Annotated in this window: 13 protein-coding genes and 1 pseudogene; 6 read left to right on the top strand and 8 right to left on the bottom strand. The window is 70.7% G+C overall.

Annotated elements, in window-relative coordinates:
- Window positions 1–76: 76 nt before the first annotated feature.
- Together ABTX24_RS18445 and ABTX24_RS18440 are read left to right on the top strand one after the other, a co-directional pair.
- Window positions 77–1,999 (top strand): hypothetical protein, encoded by a 1,923-nt coding sequence (locus tag ABTX24_RS18445; protein ID WP_350841557.1) that lies wholly within the window; start codon window positions 77–79, stop codon window positions 1,997–1,999.
- Window positions 1,999–3,042 (top strand): annotated as a pseudogene (locus ABTX24_RS18440) (acyltransferase family protein); the annotation flags it as partial. The gene ABTX24_RS18445 and the pseudogene ABTX24_RS18440, both read left to right, overlap by 1 nt.
- Window positions 3,043–3,053: 11 nt before the next feature.
- On the opposite strand, the gene ABTX24_RS18435 reads toward ABTX24_RS18440, so the two are convergent.
- Together ABTX24_RS18435 and ABTX24_RS18430 are read right to left on the bottom strand one after the other, a co-directional pair.
- Window positions 3,054–7,283, bottom strand: coding sequence for an alpha-(1->3)-arabinofuranosyltransferase domain-containing protein (locus tag ABTX24_RS18435; protein ID WP_350841556.1), 4,230 nt, complete (start codon window positions 7,281–7,283; stop codon window positions 3,054–3,056).
- Window positions 7,250–8,047: a class I SAM-dependent methyltransferase gene (locus tag ABTX24_RS18430; protein WP_350841554.1), complete on the bottom strand. Its 798-nt coding sequence runs from the start codon at window positions 8,045–8,047 to the stop codon at window positions 7,250–7,252. The genes ABTX24_RS18435 and ABTX24_RS18430 overlap by 34 nt, the downstream gene beginning before the upstream one ends.
- Before the next feature lie 173 nt (window positions 8,048–8,220).
- Here ABTX24_RS18430 and ABTX24_RS18425 point away from each other — a divergent pair, with 173 nt between their 5' ends.
- A complete protein-coding gene (locus tag ABTX24_RS18425; RefSeq protein WP_350841552.1) occupies window positions 8,221–9,339 on the top strand; it encodes a glycosyltransferase family 4 protein in 1,119 nt (372 codons plus the stop codon).
- Window positions 9,340–9,412: 73 nt separating this feature from the next.
- On the opposite strand, the gene ABTX24_RS18420 is transcribed toward ABTX24_RS18425, so the two are convergent.
- Together ABTX24_RS18420 and ABTX24_RS18415 are read right to left on the bottom strand one after the other, a co-directional pair.
- Window positions 9,413–9,568 (bottom strand): hypothetical protein, encoded by a 156-nt coding sequence (locus ABTX24_RS18420; protein WP_160024268.1) that lies wholly within the window; start codon window positions 9,566–9,568, stop codon window positions 9,413–9,415.
- Window positions 9,569–9,588: 20 nt separating this feature from the next.
- Window positions 9,589–11,274, bottom strand: coding sequence for an MmpA family trehalose lipid delivery protein (locus tag ABTX24_RS18415; protein ID WP_350841550.1), 1,686 nt, complete (start codon window positions 11,272–11,274; stop codon window positions 9,589–9,591).
- A gap of 179 nt (window positions 11,275–11,453) precedes the next feature.
- Here ABTX24_RS18415 and ABTX24_RS18410 point away from each other — a divergent pair, with 179 nt between their 5' ends.
- Window positions 11,454–12,695 carry a lipopolysaccharide biosynthesis protein gene (locus tag ABTX24_RS18410; protein WP_350841578.1) on the top strand — a complete coding sequence of 414 codons (1,242 nt, stop codon included), beginning with the start codon at window positions 11,454–11,456 and terminating at the stop codon, window positions 12,693–12,695.
- 301 nt (window positions 12,696–12,996) lie between these two features.
- Here ABTX24_RS18410 and polA read toward each other — a convergent pair whose 3' ends face one another.
- Complete coding sequence (gene polA / locus ABTX24_RS18405; protein ID WP_350841548.1) at window positions 12,997–15,684, bottom strand: DNA polymerase I; 2,688 nt, start codon at window positions 15,682–15,684, stop codon at window positions 12,997–12,999.
- Window positions 15,685–15,786: 102 nt separating this feature from the next.
- On the opposite strand from polA, the gene ABTX24_RS18400 reads away from it, so the two are divergent.
- Window positions 15,787–16,257 carry a hotdog fold thioesterase gene (locus tag ABTX24_RS18400; protein WP_350841546.1) on the top strand — a complete coding sequence of 157 codons (471 nt, stop codon included), beginning with the start codon at window positions 15,787–15,789 and terminating at the stop codon, window positions 16,255–16,257.
- A 56-nt stretch (window positions 16,258–16,313) separates the two neighbouring features.
- Here the strand turns inward: ABTX24_RS18400 and ABTX24_RS18395 are convergent, their stop codons facing one another.
- Complete coding sequence (locus ABTX24_RS18395; protein WP_350718194.1) at window positions 16,314–17,558, bottom strand: ABC transporter substrate-binding protein; 1,245 nt, start codon at window positions 17,556–17,558, stop codon at window positions 16,314–16,316.
- 327 nt (window positions 17,559–17,885) lie between these two features.
- Between ABTX24_RS18395 and ABTX24_RS18390 the strand changes: the two genes are divergently transcribed.
- Entirely contained in the window at window positions 17,886–18,458 is a 573-nt protein-coding gene (locus ABTX24_RS18390; protein ID WP_350841544.1) for a GNAT family N-acetyltransferase, read from the top strand.
- Window positions 18,459–18,601: 143 nt separating this feature from the next.
- On the opposite strand, the gene ABTX24_RS18385 is transcribed toward ABTX24_RS18390, so the two are convergent.
- Both ABTX24_RS18385 and ABTX24_RS18380 read right to left on the bottom strand, forming a co-directional pair.
- Window positions 18,602–19,381 (bottom strand): ABC transporter ATP-binding protein, encoded by a 780-nt coding sequence (locus ABTX24_RS18385; RefSeq protein ID WP_160024274.1) that lies wholly within the window; start codon window positions 19,379–19,381, stop codon window positions 18,602–18,604.
- Window positions 19,378–20,328 (bottom strand): ABC transporter ATP-binding protein, encoded by a 951-nt coding sequence (locus tag ABTX24_RS18380; RefSeq protein WP_350718195.1) that lies wholly within the window; start codon window positions 20,326–20,328, stop codon window positions 19,378–19,380. The genes ABTX24_RS18385 and ABTX24_RS18380 overlap by 4 nt, the downstream gene beginning before the upstream one ends.

Raw genomic sequence — 20,328 nt, 5'->3', positions numbered from 1 at the left:
CGATCCGCGAACCGTAGCAGCAATACCCGGTCCGGTGTGCAACGGGTCACAAACCGCTGTGCGACACTTCCTCTTCGTGTCCTCCCCCCACTCCACCACCACCGCTGCCGGGCACACCGGCGGGCCTACTGACGCGCCCGCTGCCGACGGCCTGCTCGCGACTCCCCGGAATGTCGTGGCGACCGCGCTCGCCCTGATCGTGGCCCAGCTCGCCTTCCGCGCCTGGGCGCTGAGCGGCTCGTGGTACCGCTTCGACGACGCCAACTTCATGTCGAAGCTGATGTCCGACGGCCTCTCGGCCGACCTGCTCTTCCACGGGTTCGCCGGGCACCTGATGCCGGGCGCGTTCGCGCTGACGGCCTACAACTTCGGTCTCGACCCGTACGCCTGGGCCTATCCCGCCGTCGAGCTCCTCGTGCTGCAGGCGATCGCGAACCTGGGCGCGCTGGTCTTCCTCTACTCCGCGTTCGGGAAGCGGCGCGGGATCCTGCCGCCGTTGGCGCTGTTCCTGTTCAGCTCGATCAGCCTGCCGGCGTTCCTGTCCTGGGGCCCCGGGATCACCCAGCTGCCGTTCCTCGCCGCGATCTTCTGGGGATCCTGGGCACACCTCAACTACCTGCGTACGCGGCGGTTCCGCTGGGCCCTGCTGACGATCCTCATCACCCTGGCGGCCATCGCCTTCGGCGAGAAGGCGATGCTCCTGTTCTGGCCGTACGCCGTGCTGGCGCTGGGCTGGTTCGCGACCGGTGACATCCTGACCCGGCTGCGGACGATCCTGGGCCGCTACCTGCCCGGTGTGCTCCTCTACGGGTTCGTCTCGATAGGCTCCGTGATCGCCTACCTCACCCTGGGCGCGGGATCGTCGAAGGCGTCGGGCAGCTCCGACGCCAACGGGTTCGCGCTGGTCGCACAGCGGTTCCTGCTGGAGTCGTGGGCGCCCGGCGCGGTCGGTGGGCCGCTGCGGTGGAAGTGGATCGAGGGCAACTCCGCCGGCTGGGCCGAGCCCGGCGCGGTGGTCTCGGTGCTCGCCGTCGGCGTGCTGGCGCTGCTGACCTTCGAGCTCGCCCGCACCCGCTCGATCGCGCTGCGGGCCTGGTGGCTGGTCGGCGGCATCCTCGTCATCGACATCGCCCTGATCACCGCCATCCGGGCCGGCGGGGTCGGCGCCGACATCGCGCTCGCCTACCGCTACCTCACCGACACCATCGCGGTCACGGCGATGGCGCTCGCGCTGGCCACGCTGCCGTTGCGCGGGGCGGTGGAGACGCTCGCCCCGACGCGTACGTCACCGTTCCTCGACAACCCACGACGGGTCGCGGTGGCGACCGCGGTCGTCGCCGCGCTGGGGCTCTTCTCGTCCTACTCCTACGTCCAGGGCTGGCACGACGACGACAACACCCGGCGCTACGTCGACACCGTCCGCGCCGACCTGGCCGAGGTCGAGGAGCCGCTGCCGATGGCGGACGGGCCAGTGCCCGAGTGGATGGTCTGGGGCGCGTCGTACCCCTACAACCAGGTGAGCCGCGTGCTCCGGCCGCTGTCGGACAAGATGGCGTTCCCCCGGGCCAGCACCGACAATCTCTACCTGGTCGACAAGGACGGTCACATCCGGCCGGCGCTGGTCGAGCCCGAGCGACGCTCGGTCGGCGCCGTCGACCCGACACCGAGCCTGGACAAGTGCAAGCTGCGGGTGCGGCAGACGCCGCTCGAGGTGGGCCTGGACGGTGGCGTCGACGGCGCCGGATGGTGGATCCGGGTCGCCTACGTGGCTGCCGAAAAGGACGCCGGCCGGATGCGCGTGACCGCAGGCGACCACTCCTACGACGTGGATGTCGCGCCCGGGTTCCGCAGCCTCTACCTGCGTACGGGCGAGGGACGCTTCGACACCATCAGCCTCCAGAGTCTGACTCCGGGATCGAAGCCCTGCCTGGGTGGCATCGAGGTCGGCAGCGTGGTGCCGTTCGGCGACCCGATCTCAGGGCCCGAGGAGGACGGCTGATGATGGATCGCCGGTTCCTCACGCTCGACGCGCTGCGCGCCGTCGGCGCGCTGATGGTGGTGCTGACCCACGTCGGGTTCCACACGGGCCGCTACCCGCAGGGCTGGACCGGGGCGATGCTCGCCCATTTCGACCTCGGCGTCGCGCTCTTCTTCGTGGTCTCCGGGTTCCTGCTGGCCCGGCCGTGGTTCGCGGCCAGCGCCGCCGGAGCGCCGCCGCCGAGCACCGGACGCTACCTGTGGAAGCGCGCGCTGCGGATCCTGCCGCTCTACTGGGTCGTCGTGGCCGTCTGCCTGATCGCCGCGCCGGCGAACTCCGACGTCGGCGTCGGCGGCTGGATCGCCAACCTGACCCTGACCCAGATCTACACCCAGGACACGCACGCCTACGGCCTGGCGCACATGTGGAGCCTGTGCACCGAGGTCGCCTTCTACCTCGCGCTGCCGCTGGTGGTGCGGCTGCTGACGCCGCGAGACCGCCTGGACGTACGCCGTGTGCTGGTCGTCTGCCTGCTGCTCTCGATCGGCGGCGTGGCCTTCGCCGCCGGCGCCCGGACCTGGTTCGACCAGCCGTTCGCTGCCGAGTGGCTGCCGGCGTACCTGCCGTGGTTCCTGGCCGGCACCGCGCTCGCGGCCTGCTCGGTCGACCCGGGCATGCGCGCGCGGCTGGACGCCGCCGCGCGCGACCTGACCGGATGGTGGCTGCTGGCCCTGGGGCTCTTCGTCGCGGCCTGCACGCCCATCACCGGCCCGATCGGGCTGGTGGATGCGCCGACGCCGGCCGAGTCCGCGCTCAAGTGCGTGCTCTACGGCGCGGTCGCGGTGTGCGTCATCTTCCCGCTGGTCTTCGGGCCCGAGCTCGACGGGCCGGTACGCCGCTGGCTGGCCGGTCCGGTGCCCAGCGCGCTGGGCGAGATCTCCTACGGCATCTTCTCGATCCACATGTTCGTGCTGCTGATGGGCATGGAGCTGCTCGGGTTCGGCACCTTCAACGACCGCTTCTGGACCGTTCTGGGGATGACGCTCGCCGTCACCATTCCCGTCGCGGCGCTGTCCTACGTCCTCTTCGAGCGCAGGGTGATGCGGCTGCGCGGCTGGCGTCCCTCCGGGCGCCGGCCGAAGCGGCGCTCCGAGCCCGAGCCGGAGGCCGCGTCAGAGCCCGGTGAGACCGAGGCGGCCGCGGCGACCAGCACGATCGCGACCAGCGAGAGCGCCTGAGCCGTCCAGGCGGGCGGGTCCCAGGGCAGGTCCCAGGCGGTCGGGAGGATCTCGACGGCCAGGGCGCCGGCGAGCAGCGCCGCCCCCGACCCGGCGGCCAGGAGACGTACGAGGGCCGGCCGGCGGCCGGTCAGGCGCGGCAGCAGCCAGGCGACCACGGCGGCCAGGGCGCCCCACCAGCCGGCGAGCAGACCGGCCACGAGGACCAGCAGCCCGGCGTCGTACCACCGCCACGGCGCGGCCACGGGGAACAGCTCCAGGCTCGGCGGGGTGCCGCGGCGGCGCCATGAGGTCACCAGTGCCAGCGCCAGGACCAGCGCCGCGCCGCCCGCACCGGCGATCAGCCCGGCACGGTAGGTGCCCTCGGGCGCGAAGCCGAAACGTACCTCTCCCCCGGCGCCGGCAGGCACGATCCAGCCCTGCTGCCAGCCGTCGACCCGCTGGGCGCGCAGGACCTTGCCGTCCAGGGTCGCGGTGGCGCCGGTGTTGATGTTCTGCGGGAGCACGAGGACCCGGTCGTACGCCTCGGCGGAGACGGTCGCCGAGACCGCGGCGTCGCGCTCGTCGCGCTCCACCTCGACAGCCTCCGGGGACTCCGCGTCCGCGATCACCTCCGCGCTGAGCTCGAGGCTGTCGACACGGAGCGCGTCCACCGGGTCGGCGAGCAGGGTGTTCTCGCCGGCGGCCAGGTTGATCGGGGCCGTACCGCAGACCCTCAGCGGCAGCTCGCCACCACGCAGCAGCGCGGAGAGCGACCCGGTGACGGCCGTACGCAGCACCCGCTCGCCCACGCGGATGCGAGGACCGTCGGCGCAGCCCGCCCGGAGCGTGCCGTCGCCGAGCGGACGGCCGTTGACCTCCACCTCCGAGATGCCGGCGGGCAGCTCGGACGCGTCGGTCATGCTGGAGGGCTGGTCGTAGGCGGCGTCGGTCTCGGTGATCCGGATCCGGAGCCGGTCGGTGCGCCAGCCGCTCGGCACCTCGATGTCACCGTCGGAGTCGACCTCGCGGGTGACCGTGCGCTTGGGTCGGCGCAGGTCGGTGATCTCGACCTCGGTGGGGATGCTGACCGGGGCCGCCTTGTTGACCATGAGCCGCAACGCCCTGATCCGCTGCCGCTCAGGCAGCCCGACGGTCACCGTGGCCGGGCCGGTCGACGGCGCCCGCCAGGAGGTGCCGTCGTCGCCGTCGGCCATCGCGAGCGCCGACTGGGCGATGTCTCCGCGGCTCGGTGCGGTGATGTCCACGCCGGCGAGGGCGGCGGCTGCCGCGGCGTAGGCGTGGTCGCGGCGCAGCGACACGGTCCCGGTGACGTCGAACGACTGCCCGCGGGTGAGGGTGATCAGCCGGTCCAGATCGTCGCCGTCATCGCCGGTGGCGGCCAGGAACGGCTCGCAGTAGAGCACGCCACCCTGGTCGATGCAGCCGCTGCGGTCGGCGTCGCGACCGAGCCGGATCTTGCGGATCGTGGTGTCCTCCGGCGGCTCGGGGAGCGCGACCAGGCGCTGGGCGTCGACGCCCTCGATGTCGAGCTCGCTGATCCCCCAGGGGCCGTAGGCGGTGGCTCCGCGGGCGGTGATGGTGAGGTTGCGCGCGCTGAACCCGGTGAGGTCGTACGTCGCCTCCTCCCCCGGCTGCGGGGCGTAGACCTTGCGCATCTGGGCGCCGGCGACGAGCTCGAGCCGTTCCACCCCGACGACGTTCGCCGGGATCGTGATGGTGACCTTGCCGAGGTCGGTCTCGTCCTCGAACCGCACCCGGAGCCAGGAGCCCTCGGGATCGTGGTCCCATCCGGTCTCGGTGCGCCACGCGGTGTCGGGGTCGCCGTCCAGGGCCGCCGAGGGTGCCCGGCCGCGGTCGACCGGGACCTCCTCCGGGGTCGCCGCCGAGCTGGAGGCCTCCACGGCCTCGACCCCGCGCCAGACCATCGTGCTCTGCCACCGCTCCTGGTTCTCCAGGTAGCGGTGGAAGCTCTCGGGCTGGTCGGAGTCGACGCCCTCCTCGGCCGTCCGGGTCGCGGAGGAGTTGGCTCGGACACCGGCGAAGAGGGTCGTACGCCGCCGCTGCCCGTCGGTCAGGATGACATCGGCCCTCTCCCCGGAGCCGTCGGCGGCCGACCGGGTGTCGTCGGCGGTCAGCACCGCCGGTGCCCCGCTGGCGGGCTCGCCCGGGTCGCCCATCACGGTCGTCTTCGCCGGGATGAGGGTCCCGTCGGAGGTGGCGTCGTCGACCTCGTAGATCTCGATCGGCGGGTACTCCCCCGCCAGGCCCCCGTCGACGAGGACGCGGGTGCCCTTCTCGCGGTGGTAGGTGGTGTTGCCGAACTCGGTGCCGAAGCTCGCCTCTCGGGTCAGCCCGGGCGACTGGGCGAGGGTGGCGTGCATCAGCGAGGGCGGCGGGGCACCAGTGGTGCCCCAGTGCAGGTCGTTGCGTACCAGCAGCCGGGTCACCCCGGCCTTGGCCAGCATCGGCGCGAGATCCGCGCTGGGGATGCCGCGCTCGATCTCCTCGGTGACCCGGTCGAGCCAGACGACGTTTCCGGGCTCGGCCAGCGGCACCACGCCGCGTACGGCCCAGCGGGAGTCGGCGTAGGGCTGCAGGACCTCGTCGTGGGTGCTGCCCCACAGGTAGTCGCCGAACCGGGCGGCCGGGACCACGAGCGTCACGCCGCCGTCGTCGTTCTCGGAGAGGTAGTCGGCGGCGTCGGTCCAGAAGGTCGGGACGTTCTCGATCGACCCGGGTGGCGGGACCTGGCCGCGCACCCAGGGCACCGCCAGGCCGGCCAGCGCGGCCACCACGGCGATGACGAACACCGTCCGGAGCCACTGCGCGGCCTTCGTGGCCGTCCCGGAGGCTCGCGCCAGCTCGGCGCGGAAGAGGATGGTCTCGACGGTGAGCACGACCCCGGCGGCGAGCCCGAGGCGGAGCACCGCGTCGAACTTGTGGCTGTTGCGCACCGCGGCCAGGGCGCCGTCGACGAGGTCCTGACGGGCCTCGGCTCCCCAGCCGGCCAGCGCACCGGTGTAGCCGATGCCGACCAGGACGGCGCCGGCCAGCACGCAGCCGATCAGGAACCGGGTCTCGGGGTGACGACGCGCGCGGCCGACCCCGGCCAGCCCGGCGAGCCCGATGGCGACGACGGCGGCCGCATCGAGAACCAGGAAGGGCGTGGCGTGCAGGCTCTGCCCGGCCGGGTAGTAGAGCGGGTCGGCGTACGCCACCCAGTCGGAGGTGCCGAGCAGCGTCGGCAGCAGGCCGGTGGTCGAGGAGGTGACCGCGGCGGTCTCGATGTAGTCGAGGAAGGGCGGGATGTAGCGGCCCTGGAGCACCAGCGGGATCGTCCACCACAGGGTGGCGAGGATGGTGAACACGCCCCACAGCGCCAGTGCGGCGAACCGCCGGGCACCTGTCCTGGTCAGCAGGAAGACCACTCCCGGGACGATCACCGCCGAGACGGCGGTCGCGTTGACCCCGCCCGCGCAGGCGACCGCGAGCGCCGCCACCGCGCACCAGCGCACCAGGTCCTTCGTCGTGGTGGTGCCGCTGGCGCGGATGACCGCGAGCAGCACCCAGGGCGCGACCGCGGTCGGCCACAGCTCGGCCGAGTTGGCACCGAGGATGGTCATCACGCGTGGCGTCAGGACGTACGCCGCGGCACCCGCGACCTGCGCCCACGGCCTCCCCAGCTGCAGCTCCCGGGCGACCATCAGGACTCCCAGGAACGCCAGGTTGAGCAACAGCGCCCACCACAGCCGCTGGATCACCCACTCCGGCAGCTGGGCCAGCTGGCCCAGACCGTAGAAGGGACCCATCGGCCACAGGTAGCCGATCGCCTGGTTCTGCACCTGGCCGAAGGCGCCCTGGGCATCCCACATGTTCAGCGCCCGGGCCAGGAAGGCCCACGGGTCGGCGCTCAGATCGAACTTGGTGTCCGCGACGATCCGGCCCGGGGCCTGGGTGAAGGTGATCGCGGTCAGGATCGCGACGTACGCCGCGATCCTCAGTCGTGAAGTAGGGCTCGGCGGGTCCGGGGTCACGTCTTGCGCAGCACGAGCAGGAGGTTCCACGAGAGCACCTCCCTCACCACCGGGACCCGCATCAGCCACGCCGCCCACGCCGGGTGGTAGCGCGGAACCGCGGCCAGGATCTCGGCGTTGCCCGCCCGGCGCTGGGCGCGCGCCCAGCGCAGCCCGGCGGAGGCGGTCGCTGCGTACATCGACTCGCCGAACTTGTTCTTGGGCTCGTGGCCGTGCTTGCGCAGGTAGCGCCGGCGCGCGAAGCGGCCGCCGAGCAGGTGCCACGGGCTGGTCTCGTGGCCGCCCCAGGGGCCCCACCACAGGGTGTAGGAGCAGAAGAGGACGCCGCCGGGCCTGGTGACCCGGAGCATCTCGTCGAGCATGGCGGTCGGGGTCGGGACGTGCTCGAGCACGTTGGAGGAGTAGCAGGCGTCGACGCTTCCGGTGCGGACGGGAAGCCGCATCCCGTCGCCGAGCATGCTGCCCTCGGCGACGATCCCGGCGCCCTGCATCTCACCGGCGTCGGCGTCGAGCGCGAGGTAGGTCGCGCCGGCGTTCATGAAGGCGTCGCGGAAGTAGCCCGGGCCGCCGCCGACGTCGAGCAGGACGGTGCCCTGAAGGGTCTCTCCGTCGGTGTAGTGCGCGAGCTGGCCGACCGAGTCCGCCGCCAGCGCGGTGTAGAAGCGCGCGGGATCGGTCTGCTCCACGCGGAAGTCGCTGAAGAGGCGTACGGAGCGCCGCAGCGTCGCCCGCCAGTCGTTGCCGACCGGGGCGTCCATCTGGTCCCCGCTCCGGGGGTCGAGGAGGTTCGGCACGGCGGGAACCCTAACCGAATTACCCCAACGGGTGTGCATTTGGTCACGAAGTGTCCTACTCTCCGGTAACTGCGTGACCCCTGGGGAGGGAGCGCTCAGTGCGGGGAAACTGCGAGTCAGGGGAGAACTGAGTTTTGCGCGCCAACGAGGGAGCGCAGCTGGATGGTCGCCATGTGGCGGTCTTCAGCTGGCGCGACACGGACAATCCCGAAGCCGGTGGAGCCGAGCACTACCTCCACCAGATCACCGCCGGACTGGTGGGCGCGGGAGCACGGGTCACCGTGTTCACCGCCACCTATCCAGGCGCGCGTGCCCGGGAGGAGCGCGACGGTATCCGCTACGTACGCCGCGGCGGCAAGCTCAGCATCTACCTGTGGGGCGTGCTGCTGCTCGCGCTGGGCCGGCTGGGCCCGATCGGCCGCGTCGACGCGGTCGTCGACGTGCAGAACGGCCTGCCGTTCTTCTGCCCGCTCGGCACCCGGGCGCCGGTCACGGTGCTCGTCCACCACGTCCACCGCGAGCAGTGGCCGGTGGTCTATCCCGGCCTGTCCGGACGGATCGGCTGGTGGGTCGAGTCGTGGCTGGCGCCGCGGCTCTACCGCCACAAGCAGTACGTCGCGGTCTCCCGCGCCACGCGGGCCGAGCTGGCCACGCTCGGCGTCGACCCCGCCCGGGTCGCGGTCGTGCACAACGGCGCCGCGCCGGCGCTGAGCGACCGGCCGTCGAAGACCGAGCATCCCTCCATCTGTGTCGTCGGGCGGCTGGTGCCGCACAAGCGGGTCGAGCTCGCCGTCGACGCGGCGGTGGCGCTGCGGGCGTCCTACCCGGACCTGAGGCTGAGCATCGTGGGCGGCGGCTGGTGGGCCGACGAGCTGGCTGCGTACGTCTCCCGGGTGGGGGCCGGTGACTTCGTCGAGATGCTGGGGCATGTCGACGAGGAGACCAAGGAGGCGGTCTACGAGCGGTCCTGGCTGATGGCGCTGCCGTCGCTGAAGGAGGGCTGGGGTCTGGTCGTCACCGAGGCGGCCCAGCACGGCACCCCGACCGTCGCCTTCCGCGACGCGGGCGGGACGACCGAGTCGATCGACGACGGCGAGTCCGGGGTGCTGGTCGACGACCAGGCCGGCTTCGTGGCCGCGCTCGACCACCTGCTCGGTGACGAGATCCGCCGCAAGGAGCTGGCCGAGGGGGCCCGGTGGCACGCGCGCAAGCACACCTGGGAGCAGAGCCAGCTCAACTTCAACGCCGTGCTCGCCTCCGCGCTCCAGGGGCACGTGGTCAGCGCGGACTGACTGCTCTGGACTGTCGTAGAGACTGAGAAGAGGCCCGGCGGATCACCGCCGGGCCTCTTTCGCTACGTCGAGCTCAGTCGTTGGTGCCGTACTGAACCGTCGACTCAGAGACGCTCGGAGGATTCTCGACGGTGTTGTCCGTGCTGCTGGTGACGACTCCGACGATGGTCGCTGCGGCGACTCCGCCGCCGACAAGAATGCTGGCGACGATGGCAATGATGTTGCCCATGGATATGTGACCTCCCTCTCCTAGCGGCGAACTTTAGCAGCCGGCCGGCGAACAATACTGATCAGTAGCAGAACTGTTGATGTTGTGGCTCCGAGCCAGGCCAGGCCGTACGCCACCCACGCGACGATCACCGCCGTCAGGGCCGCCGGGCCGATGGTGTAGGCGGCCGGCCGGGTCGCCTCCCCCGGCAGCCGCTGCAGGAGCAGGTCGCCGCTGTCGTGGACGGTCTCGCCGGCCACCTGGGGCGCCTCGCCCGCGGTGCGGTCGGTGATGACGTACCCGATCCCGAGGCGGCTCAGCTCGCTCGCCCGTGCCTCGGGGTCCGGTGCGGCGAGGGCCTCGGCGGCGGCCGTCGCGCGCGGGTCCTCCCCCGCGATCTCGGTCCTGCCGATGACGAGGTCGCCGTCGGTCACGCTCGCCCTGGGCAGCATCCTCGGCAGCGGGTCGAGGACGGGACGATGCTCGTTCCACGCCGGCGCCCGGTAGGCGGACCAGGGCAGGACGAGTACGTCACCAGGTGCCGTCTCCTCGGCGAGCGTCGCGCCGGCCCGCTGCCACGACGTCGGGTAGTCGGCCGTGCCGATGCCGCCGGCGAGACCCCAGGCGGCGGGAAGCACGGCGATCGGGGCGAGGGCCAGGGCCACGGCGGCGGCCCATCGGGGTGCGGTCCCGCGAAGCCGATCGCGCAGCGCGTCGACCCCGGCCGCGGCGGTCAGGACGATCAGCGGCAGGCACAGCGGAAGCAGGCGGCTGCTGTCCCGCATCAGCGCGAGGCCGGGGATCACCTGGGCGAGGTCGTCGAGAGCCTCGGGCGCCGCCCAGCCGGCGACGGCGATCGCCATCCCGGCCACCCACAGCCCCAGGATCGCGGTCCGTTGGCTGTCGGCGGCCCACCACCGCCGCAGTCCGGCACCGATCAGCGCCACCAGGAGCGCCAGGGCCACCCAGGCCGGCCAGCTCTCGCGGCTCGAGGGGACGACCGAGGTGTTCCAGATCCCGCCGAGGGTCAGGGCTGCCAGCGGGGCGGGCAGGGCGTCGCCGCGCAGCGCGAAGACCTCGAACCCGGTCGCCGACGCCGCCTCCCCCGCGTGGGTCAGACCGGCGATCACCCAGGGCGCGTTGACCGCGGCCACCATCGCGAGCAGCAGCGCCGGTCGCCGGCCCCGGTGCAGACCGGTCGCGAGCAGTACGGCGGCCGACACGATCCCCGCGCTGGCGCTCAGGCTCCCGACAAGCAGGACCGGGAGCAGCCACACCGGGCCACGCTCGGCCGCAGCCCAACGGCGGCCGGCCAGCACCAGCCAGGGCACCGCGGCATAGGCCAGCAGCATCGGCCAGTGACCCATCCACAGCCGCTCGGCGACGTACGGGCTCCACACGGTCAGGCTCACCACCGCCAGCCGCGCGGCGAGCGAGCGCTCCCGCACCAGCTCGGCGGCACCCGCCCCGGCGAGCACGAGCGCTCCGATCAGCACGAGCTTCTGCAGCACGAGACCCGGCACGACCTCGTCCAGCACCGCGACCACGGCGTCCGAGGGCACCGCCCGCGGCAGCCCCGACCCCAGGCCGAGCACATCCCGGGTCAGCGCGAGATCCGGCACCCACACCATGTCGTAGCTGAGCACGAACCCCGCCCCCAGCGCCGGCCCCAGCATCAGCACCGCCAGCACACCCGCCCACACGGTCGGGGCCGCCCGTTCGATCACGCGGCCACCCTAAGCCCCACGCCGAGAAGTCACCCCGGTCGCGCGACACGTCAACTACGCCGGGCGAGACGTCAGTTATGTCGGGCGAGACGTCAGTTGTGGCGATCGAGTTCCGGTCCTGGGCGGATGCCGGTGCCGGCATGTGGCGTACGGCACCATAGGCTTTCCAAGTGCCCACGATGACCGACAGCCCGACCAGCGCCCGCCGGCGCAGGCTGTCCGCGCTCATCCGCAGCAGCGGCTTCCTCGCCATCTGCATCATGGTCACCAACGTCGCGACCTACGGTTTCCAGATCATCGCCGCCCGGATCCTCGGCCCCGGACAGTACGGCGGCGTCGCATCGATGATGTCCCTGCTCCTCGTGGTCGGCGTGGTCCAGCTCGGCATGCAGGCGACGGCGTCGCGACGGGTGACCGAGACGCCCGGTCAGGAGCGGGTGATCGAGCAGACGGTGCTTCGCGCGACCTACCGCGCGGCCATCGTCGTCGGGATCGTCATGCTCGCCGCCTCACCGGTGGTGTGGCGGGTGCTGCGGCTCGACTCAATCTATCCCGCGATGCTGGTCGCGGTGTGTGCCGTACCGCTGACCATCATGGGTGGTCAGGCAGGGGTGCTCCAGGGCGAGCGCCGTTGGCTCGCCCTGGCGATGGTCTACCTGGCGCTCGGTATCCCCCGCGTCATCGTCACCACCGCCGCGATGTGGATCCGCCCCACCGAGGGCGCCGCCATGGCCGGCGTAGCGCTGGCCCAGTTCGCACCGGCGATCGTCGGATGGTGGGTGCTGCGACGTCGCGCCGACACCCACGGGAGGCCCGGGCCGGTGAAGCCCGTCGTCGTCGAGATGCTCCATGGCTCGTTCGCGCTGCTGGGCTTCTTCGCGCTCTCCAACGTCGACATCCTGATCGCGCGCAACGTGCTCACCGACCACGTCTCCGGCCTGTACGCGGGTGGCCTGATCCTCACCAAGGCGGTGCTGTTCCTACCGCAGTTCGTGGTGATCATCGCCTTTCCATCGATGTCGGCCGAGGCCAGCCGCCGCTCCGCACTGATCAAGTCGCTCGCGCTCGTCGGCGGTCTCGGCGCGTGCGCGATCGCCGGCTCGTGGCTGCTGTCGTGGCTCGCGATGATCTTCATCGGCGGCCCCGACTACGCCGAGATCGAGGGCCTGCTCTGGGTCTTCGCGATCCTCGGCATGGTGCTGTCCGTGCTCCAGCTGCTCGTCTACTCGGTCCTGGCCCGGCGCAGCCGGCTGTCGGCGTACCTCCTCTGGATGGCCGTCGCCGCCGCCCTCGCCCTCGGCGCGATGCAGACCACCGTCGAAGGCCTCGTCTGGGCCGTCCTCAGCGTCGACGCCGTTCTCGCCGCCGTCCTCCTGGCGACCACCTTCTGGCGCCTCAGCCAGACCCCTCACCGCCCCTGACCCGCCGAGACGTCAGCTGCGTCGGCCGAGACGGCACTTCTGGCGTACCGAGACGTCACTTGCGTCGGCCGAAACGGCACTTCTGGCGTACCGAGACGTCAGTTATGCCGGCCGAAAGTGCAGCTAGGACCGACGAAGATCGAGTTTCGTCGGCCATGACGACCGATTCGGCTCGCCACGACTGCCATCTCGTACGTCACAACTGACGTCTCGGCCGACGCGGGTGACGTCTCGGCCGACGCGGGTGACGTCTCGGCCGACGCGGGTGACGTCTCGGCCGACCGGGGCGACGCCTCGGCGGTCAGTGGGCGGCTTCGTGCCAGGACAGGCCGGTGCCGACGGAGACGTCGAGGGGGACGTTGAGGTCGGCGGCGGAGCCCATCTGCTCGCGTACGAGCGACTCCAACGCCTCCCGCTCCCCGGACGCGACCTCGAAGACGAGCTCGTCGTGGACCTGGAGGAGCATCCGGGAGGAGAGGCCGGCCTCGTCGATGGCGGCTTGGACCCGCAGCATGGCGACCTTGATCAGGTCGGCGGCCGAGCCCTGGATGGGTGCGTTGAGCGCCATCCGCTCGGCGGTCTCGCGCCGCTGACGGTTGTCCGAGAGCAGGTCGGGAAGGTAGCGGCGGCGGCCCATGATGGTCTCGGTGTAGCCGGTGCGCCGCGCCTCCTCGACCAGGCTGCGCAGGTAGTCGCGGATGCCACCGAAGGTCTCGAAGTATTCCTCCATCAGCCCTCGCGCCTCGCTCGGCTCGATCCCGAGCTGCTGGGAGAGACCGAAGGCGGACAGGCCGTAGGCGAGGCCGTAGTTCATCGCCTTGATCTTGGCCCGCTGCTCGCTGGAGACCGCGTCGGGGTCGACACCGAAGACCCGAGCGGCGGTGATCGAGTGGAAGTCGCGTCCGGACCGGAACGCCTCGATGAGCAGCTCGTCCTCGGACAGATGCGCCATGATCCGCATCTCGATCTGGCTGTAGTCGGCGGTCATCAGCGACTCGAAGCCGTCGCCGACCACGAAGCCCTTACGGATCCCGCGACCCTCCTCGGTGCGCACCGGGATGTTCTGCAGGTTGGGCTCGGTCGAGGAGAGCCGCCCGGTGGCCGCGATGGTCTGGTTGAAGGTGGTGTGGATGCGGCCGTCGTCCTGCACGGTCTTCAGCAGGCCCTCGATGGTGACCCGCAGCCGGGTGACGTCGCGGTGGCGCAGCAGCGCGAGGAGGAAGGGGTGCTCGGTCTTCACGTAGAGCTGCTGCAGCGCGTCGGCGTCGGTGGTCCAGCCGGTCTTGGTGCGCTTCGTCTTCGGCATGTCGAGCTCGTCGAAGAGCACCACCTGCAGCTGCTTGGGCGAGCCGAGGTTGATCTCCTTCCCGATCACGCCGTAGGCCTCGTCGGCCGCCTGCTTCATCTGGCCGGCGAAGTGTCGCTCCAGGGCGTCGAGGTGCTCGGTGTCGACCGCGATGCCGGTCTTCTCCATCCGCGCCAGCAGATGCAGCAGCGGAAGCTCCACCTCGGACAGGAGCCGGTGTCCGCCGGCGGCCTCGACCGCCGAGTCGAGCTCGACGGCGAGGTCGATCACTGCCCGGGCGTAGAGCATCGAGGTCCTGGCCACGCCGTCGCCGCCGACCTCGTCGTCGCCGAAGAGCGACTCCTGGCCGCCGTCGTCCTCCTGCTTGAGCTCACGCTTGAGGTAGCGCAGCGTCAGGTCGGCGAGGTCGTAGGAGCGCTGGTCGGGCGCCACGATGTAAGCCGACAGCGCCGTGTCGGTGACCAGCCCGCCCAAGGACCAGCCGTGGGCATCGATCGCCAGCTCGGGCCCCTTGGCGTCGTGCATGATCTTCGGCTTCGAGGCGTCCGCGAGCCAGCCCGCCAGCGCGGCCTCGTCCTCAGGGGTGAGCTCCTCCACCCCCACGTACGCAGCCCGCTCCTGCGTCGCGAAGCCGAACCCGTCCACGCGGCCGGTGCCGGAACCCCAGGTGCCGCGCACATGCACGCCGACCGGAGTGGCTCCGAGCTCCTCGAGGAAGGTCGCGACGGCGCCGGGAGCCAGGGTCTCGCCCTCGAGCGCGAACCCGCTCTCGTCGACCGGGACGTCGTCCTCGGGGGCGAGCACGTCGGTGATCCGGGTGCGGATCTCGCCGCGGAACTCGAGCTCGTCGAGGAGCTCCAGCGCCGCTGCCCGGTCCCACTCGACCCGCCCGAGGTCGGCCGGGCCGACCTCCAGGGACAGGTCTCGCACCAGCGCGTTGAGCCGTCGGTTGCGCATCACGTCGCCGAGGTGGGCGCGCAGGTTGTCGCCGGCCTTGCCCTTGATCTGGTCGGCGTGGGTGATCAGGTTGTCGAGGCCGTCGTAGGTGTTGATCCACTTCGCGGCGGTCTTCGGGCCGACACCGGGGATGCCGGGCAGGTTGTCGGAGTCCTCCCCCACCAGCGCGGCGATCTCGGGATAGCGGTGCGGCGGGACCCCGTACTTCGCCTCGACCGCCTCCGGCGTCATCCGCGCCAGGTCGGAGACACCACGCATCGGGTAGAGCACGGTGGAGGACTCGGTGACCAGCTGCAACGAATCGCGGTCGCCGGTCAGGATGAGCACCTCCATCCCGGCCTCCAGCCCCTGGGTCACCAGGGTCGCGATGATGTCGTCGGCCTCATAGCCCGCGAGGGACAGGTGGCGGATGTGCAGCGCGTCGAGCAGTCGCTGGATCAGCGGCAGCTGCGACTTGAACTCGTCGGGGGTCTTGTTGCGCTTCGCCTTGTATTCGGAGTATTCCTCCAGCCGGAACGTCTGGCGCGACAGGTCGAAGGCGACCGCGACATGAGTCGGGGTCTCGTCGCGCAGCACGTTGACCAGCATCGAGGTGAAGCCGTAGACGGCATTGGTGTTCTGCCCCGTGACGGTCGAGAAGTTCTCCACCGGCAGGGCGAAGAAGGCCCGGTAGGCCAGCGAGTGCCCATCGAGAAGGAGCAGTCGGTCACGCGTCACGTCAGCCACGGTCCGACTCTATCCACGACCACCGACAACGGCGCGACCGCGGGTCGAGACCCGCGCGTCCCCCGCTCCCAGACCCCGTGCGGCACATGCGACGATGCATCCATGACCGATGCATCGACCACCGACCCGACCGTCTCGCCGACCGACAAGACCGCGGGCGAGACGTTCTTCGCCTCGCTCCCCCACGGCATGGGCGGCCTCAACGACAAGATGGGCGTCAAGATCCTGGAGATCTCGGCCGAGAAGGTCGTCGGCACCATGCCGGTCGAGGGCAACACCCAGCCGTACGGGCTGCTGCACGGCGGCGCCTCGGTCGCGCTCGCCGAGACGCTCGGGTCCACCGGCTCCGGCATGCACGCCGCGTCCCTCGGCAAGATCGCCGTCGGCGTCGACATCAACGCCACCCACCACCGGTCGGCGACCTCCGGCATCGTCACCGGCACCGCGACCGCCATCCACCTCGGCCGCAGCTCGGCGGCCTACGAGGTCGTGATCACCGACGAGCGCGGCAAGCGGGTCTGCACCTCACGGATCACCTGCTCGCTCATCGACGCCGACCGGATCTCGATGTAGGAACGTACGTAGAAGGGCCCCGGAGCGCGTCGCTCCGGGGCCCTTCACTGGGTGGATCAGACTTCCCCAGCGATGTACTTGACGGGGGCGTAGGTCGCCTTGTCGTTGTACTGGTAGATACCGATGGACGCGGCCGTCGGGCTACCGGTCTCGCCGAGCTCGATCGGACCGGACTTGCCGTCGTAGTCGATGTCCTTGCCGTCCTCGATGAGCTTGACGCAGTCGGCGTACGTCTCGCACTTCTCGCCACCGGTGGTGATGTCGACGATCTCCTCGGCGATGGCCTCGCCGGCGTCGCTGTCGGCCTTCACAGCCGCCAGCGCGGAGACGATGGTGGCGTCGTAGGACTCGGCGGCGTAGGAGTAGTCGGCCAGCTTCGGGTCGACCTTCAGCAGCTGCTCCTTGAAGTCACCAGTGGTCTCGGCGCCCGGGAGGGTGCCCTTGACACCCTTGAGCTCGCCCTTGGTGAAGTCCTTGGAGTAGTCCGACAGGTTGCCGTCGACGAAGTACGTCGGCAGCTTGGCCGGACCGGCACCCGCGGCGATGAGCTGCGGGATGAGCTTCTTGGTCTCCTCGAAGGCGACCACGACGACCGCGTCGGCACCCGAGCCCGCGACCTCGTTGATCTGGGCGTCGAACGAGGTGGCGTCCTCGGAGTAGAACGCCGTGGTGGCGACCTTGGAGCCGGCACCCTCGAGGTTGGCCTTGATCTCCTCGGCAAGCGTCTCGCCGTACGCGTCCTGGCGGGCCAGGATCGCCACGTTGGTGCGCTTGTCCTCGAGCAGCAGGTTGGCCATGACGGCGCCCTGCAGGATGTCGGACGGAGCCGTGCGGAAGTAGAGGTCCGGCTTGGCGAAGTCGCCCTCGTCGAACTCGGTCGAGGTGTTCGCCGGGGAGAACATCACGGTGCCCGACGACATGATCTTGTCGATCACGGTCATCGACACGCCCGAGGACGCGGTGCCGACGATGACGTCGGACTTGGCGTCGATGAGCTTGTCGGCCTCGGTGGGGGCGATCGCGGAGGTGGTGTCACCGGAGTCCGCTACGACAGGGACGACGTCCTTGCCGAGCACACCACCGGCGGCGTTGATGTCCTGGATCGCCAGGTCGGAACCGGCGAACTCGGGCGGGCCGAGGAACGCGAGGCTACCGGTCTGCGGGAGAAGCTGCCCGATGGTGAGAGTGCCGTCGCCCTTGGCGGCGGCCTTCTTCTCCGGCTCCTCGGAAGCGGTCTCGCCGCCGCAGGCGGCGAGGGTGAAGCTGAGCGCCAAGGCGCCGGCGCCTGCGGTCAGCTTCATCCAGGTAGAGGATGATGAGTTCACTGCTTAGTCCCTCTTTCGTATGGGCTGGCCCGGCTCACGTCGGACCTTGCGGAGACACATTAGAGACGCACGGAGGGCGAATCACCCGAGGGACCTGTCTTTTCACCAATCCGTTACATCTCCCCCATGGCATCATTGCCTGGGTTGCCGCCATCATCGGCTCCGTACTATCGGCGCCGTGGTGACCCATAATCACTCGGGAAACCCGATTCCGCCCAGGAACAGCCACGATCGTGGAGGAATTGTGATCATCTGTACGCACGGCACTCTCGGAGGACGGACTCGATGAGGGTGCCGGTGACGATGCGAGAGGCACGAGCCGACGACGCGCTCTTCCTTCTCGGCATCTGGCAGGACTCGCTGCGGATGGCGGACGCCCAAGAGCAGCTGAGCGACCTGGAGACGATCATCCGTGACGCCGACGCCTCCCCCGACCAGCGCCTCCTGGTCGCCGAGTGCGGCAGCGAGCCCGTCGGGGCGGTCTACGTGCGTGCGACCACCTTCGGCCCGCTCAACCTGGAGCCGACGGTGCAGATCTTCGCACCCCACGTCGTCCCCAGCTTCCGCCGCCGTGGCGTGGGCCGGATGCTGATGGAGTCGGCCGTCTCCTTCGCGGAGGAACGCGGGATCAGGACGATCGCGGCCGCGGCCTCCGCAGGTGGCCGTGACGGCAACCGGTTCCTCGCCCGGATCGGCCTCGGCGCCCAGGCCGTGATGCGGGTGGCCCCGACCGCGGTCGTACGCTCCCGGCTCACCGTCCTGGGCCGGGCCCTGCCCCACCACGCCCGCCTGCAGCGCGGCCCGAAGCAGTCCAGCGCCGTCGGCGAGCTGCTCGCCGCCCGGCGCTCCCAGCGACGCTCGCACACCGTCGCCTGAGCACGAAACGGCCGGGCCCCGGAGCATGCTGCTCCGGGGCCCGGCCGTTTCAGGACATACGCCCTCAGTCCGGCCGCCTTCGGCGGCGGAACTTCCTCGCTCGGCACGAACGGACGAGCAAGCTCGCCGTTCGGCCTCGCTCGTCAGTCCTCCTTGGCACCCAGAGTGCCGAGGTAGAGCTCGATCACCTTCGGGTCGTCGGCGAGCTCGCGCCCCGCCCCCGTGTAGGCGTTGCGGCCCTGGTCGAGCACGTAGCCACGGTCGCAGATCTGCAGGCAGCGGCGAGCGTTCTGCTCGACCATCACGACCGAGACACCCGCCTGGTTGATCTTGCGGGTCTGCACGAAGACCTCGTCCTGCATGACCGGCGAGAGCCCCGCGGAGGGCTCGTCGAGCAGCAGGACCGACGGCTCCATCATCAGCGCCCGGCCCATCGCGACCATCTGACGCTCACCACCGGAGAGGCCACCGGCGCGCTGCTTGCGGCGCTCACCGAGGGCCGGGAAGATCCCGGTGACGAACTCGAACCGCTCCGCGAACTTCTTCGGGGCCTGGTAGCAGCCCATCTCGAGGTTCTCCTCGATGGTCAGGCTCGGGAAGACGTTGTTGTTCTGCGGGACGAACCCGATACCCCGCGAGACCAGCTCGTCAGCACGCTTTCCGGTGATGTCCTCACCGTTCAGCTTGACCGTGCCCTCATGGATCTTCACCAGGCCGAACAGCGCCTTGAGCAGAGTCGACTTGCCGGCGCCGTTGGGGCCGATGATGCCGACCAGCTCACCGGGCTGGCAGTAGAGGTCGGTGTCGTTGAGGATGTTGACCCCGGGAAGGTAGCCGGCGATGAGCCCGTCGGCGCGGAGCACCGCACCCTCGGCCTCGCTCAGATGCTTCTCGCGGAACTCCTCCGCTTCGGTGGAAGTCACTTCGAGTCCTCCTCTTGGGCGATGTCGCCCTCGAGCTCTGCCTCGACCTCGGCCTCGAGGACCTCTTCGTCGAGCTCGCTCAGGTCGGTGTCGTGGTGGGCCCCGAGATAGGCGTCGATGACACGCTGGTCGGCCATGACCGACTCAGGAGTGCCTTCAGCGACGATCTTGCCCTGGGCCATCACGATGACCCAGTCGGAGATGTCGCGGACCATGTCCATGTCGTGCTCCACGAAGAGGACCGTGCGGCCCTCGTCGCGCAGCGACTTCACGTGGCCGAGCAGCGACTGCTTCAGGGCCGGGTTCACACCCGCCATCGGCTCGTCGAGCATGACGACCTCGGGGTCGACCATGAGCGCGCGGGCCATCTCGAGCAGCTTGCGCTGACCGCCGGAGAGCGACCCGGCGAAGTCCTCGCGCTTCTTGTCCAGCAGGAACCGGGCCAGCAGGTCGTCGGCCTTCGCGGTGACGGCGTCCTCCTGCTTGCCCCACAGGAACTTGAACGGCGCGGCCCAGAACCGCTCACCCTTCTGCCCCGTGGCGCCCAGGCGCATGTTCTCGATCACGGTGAGCTTGGCCAGCACCTTGGTGAGCTGGAAGGTGCGCACCATCCCGAGGCGGGCGACCTTGTAGGGAGCCACGCCCTTGAGCGACTTGCCCTCCAGGCTCCACGAGCCGGTGTTGGGCTGGTCGAAGCCGGTCAGCAGGTTGAAGAACGTCGTCTTCCCGGCTCCGTTGGGGCCGATCAGCGCGGTGATCGCACCGCGCTGGATCTCGACGTGGTCGACGTCGACGGCGGTGAGTCCTCCGAACGTACGCGTGATGTTGTCGGCGACGATGATCGGGTCGGACTTCTTGCTGCCCGGCTCCGTGCTCGCCCCGACCAGGCCCGCAGGCCCGGTCTTGCTCGCCACGTCGCTCGTCTCGGTGCTCGTCTGGTCAGTCAT

It is taken from the genome of Nocardioides sp. NPDC127514 (assembly GCF_040302125.1).
GTDB lineage: Bacteria > Actinomycetota > Actinomycetes > Propionibacteriales > Nocardioidaceae > Nocardioides.
The sequence above is the reverse complement of the archived record's forward strand: the minus strand, read 5'-3'. Positions and strand labels throughout refer to the sequence as shown.

Coding starts and splice junctions, on each gene's coding strand:
- ABTX24_RS18390 (WP_350841544.1), top strand. CDS start 17,886: ATGCGAGAGGCACGAGCCGACGACGCGCTCTTCCTTCTCGGCATCTGG.
- ABTX24_RS18400 (WP_350841546.1), top strand. CDS start 15,787: ATGACCGATGCATCGACCACCGACCCGACCGTCTCGCCGACCGACAAG.
- ABTX24_RS18410 (WP_350841578.1), top strand. CDS start 11,454: ATGACCGACAGCCCGACCAGCGCCCGCCGGCGCAGGCTGTCCGCGCTC.
- ABTX24_RS18395 (WP_350718194.1), bottom strand. CDS start 17,558: ATGAAGCTGACCGCAGGCGCCGGCGCCTTGGCGCTCAGCTTCACCCTC.
- ABTX24_RS18420 (WP_160024268.1), bottom strand. CDS start 9,568: ATGGGCAACATCATTGCCATCGTCGCCAGCATTCTTGTCGGCGGCGGA.
- ABTX24_RS18380 (WP_350718195.1), bottom strand. CDS start 20,328: ATGACTGACCAGACGAGCACCGAGACGAGCGACGTGGCGAGCAAGACC.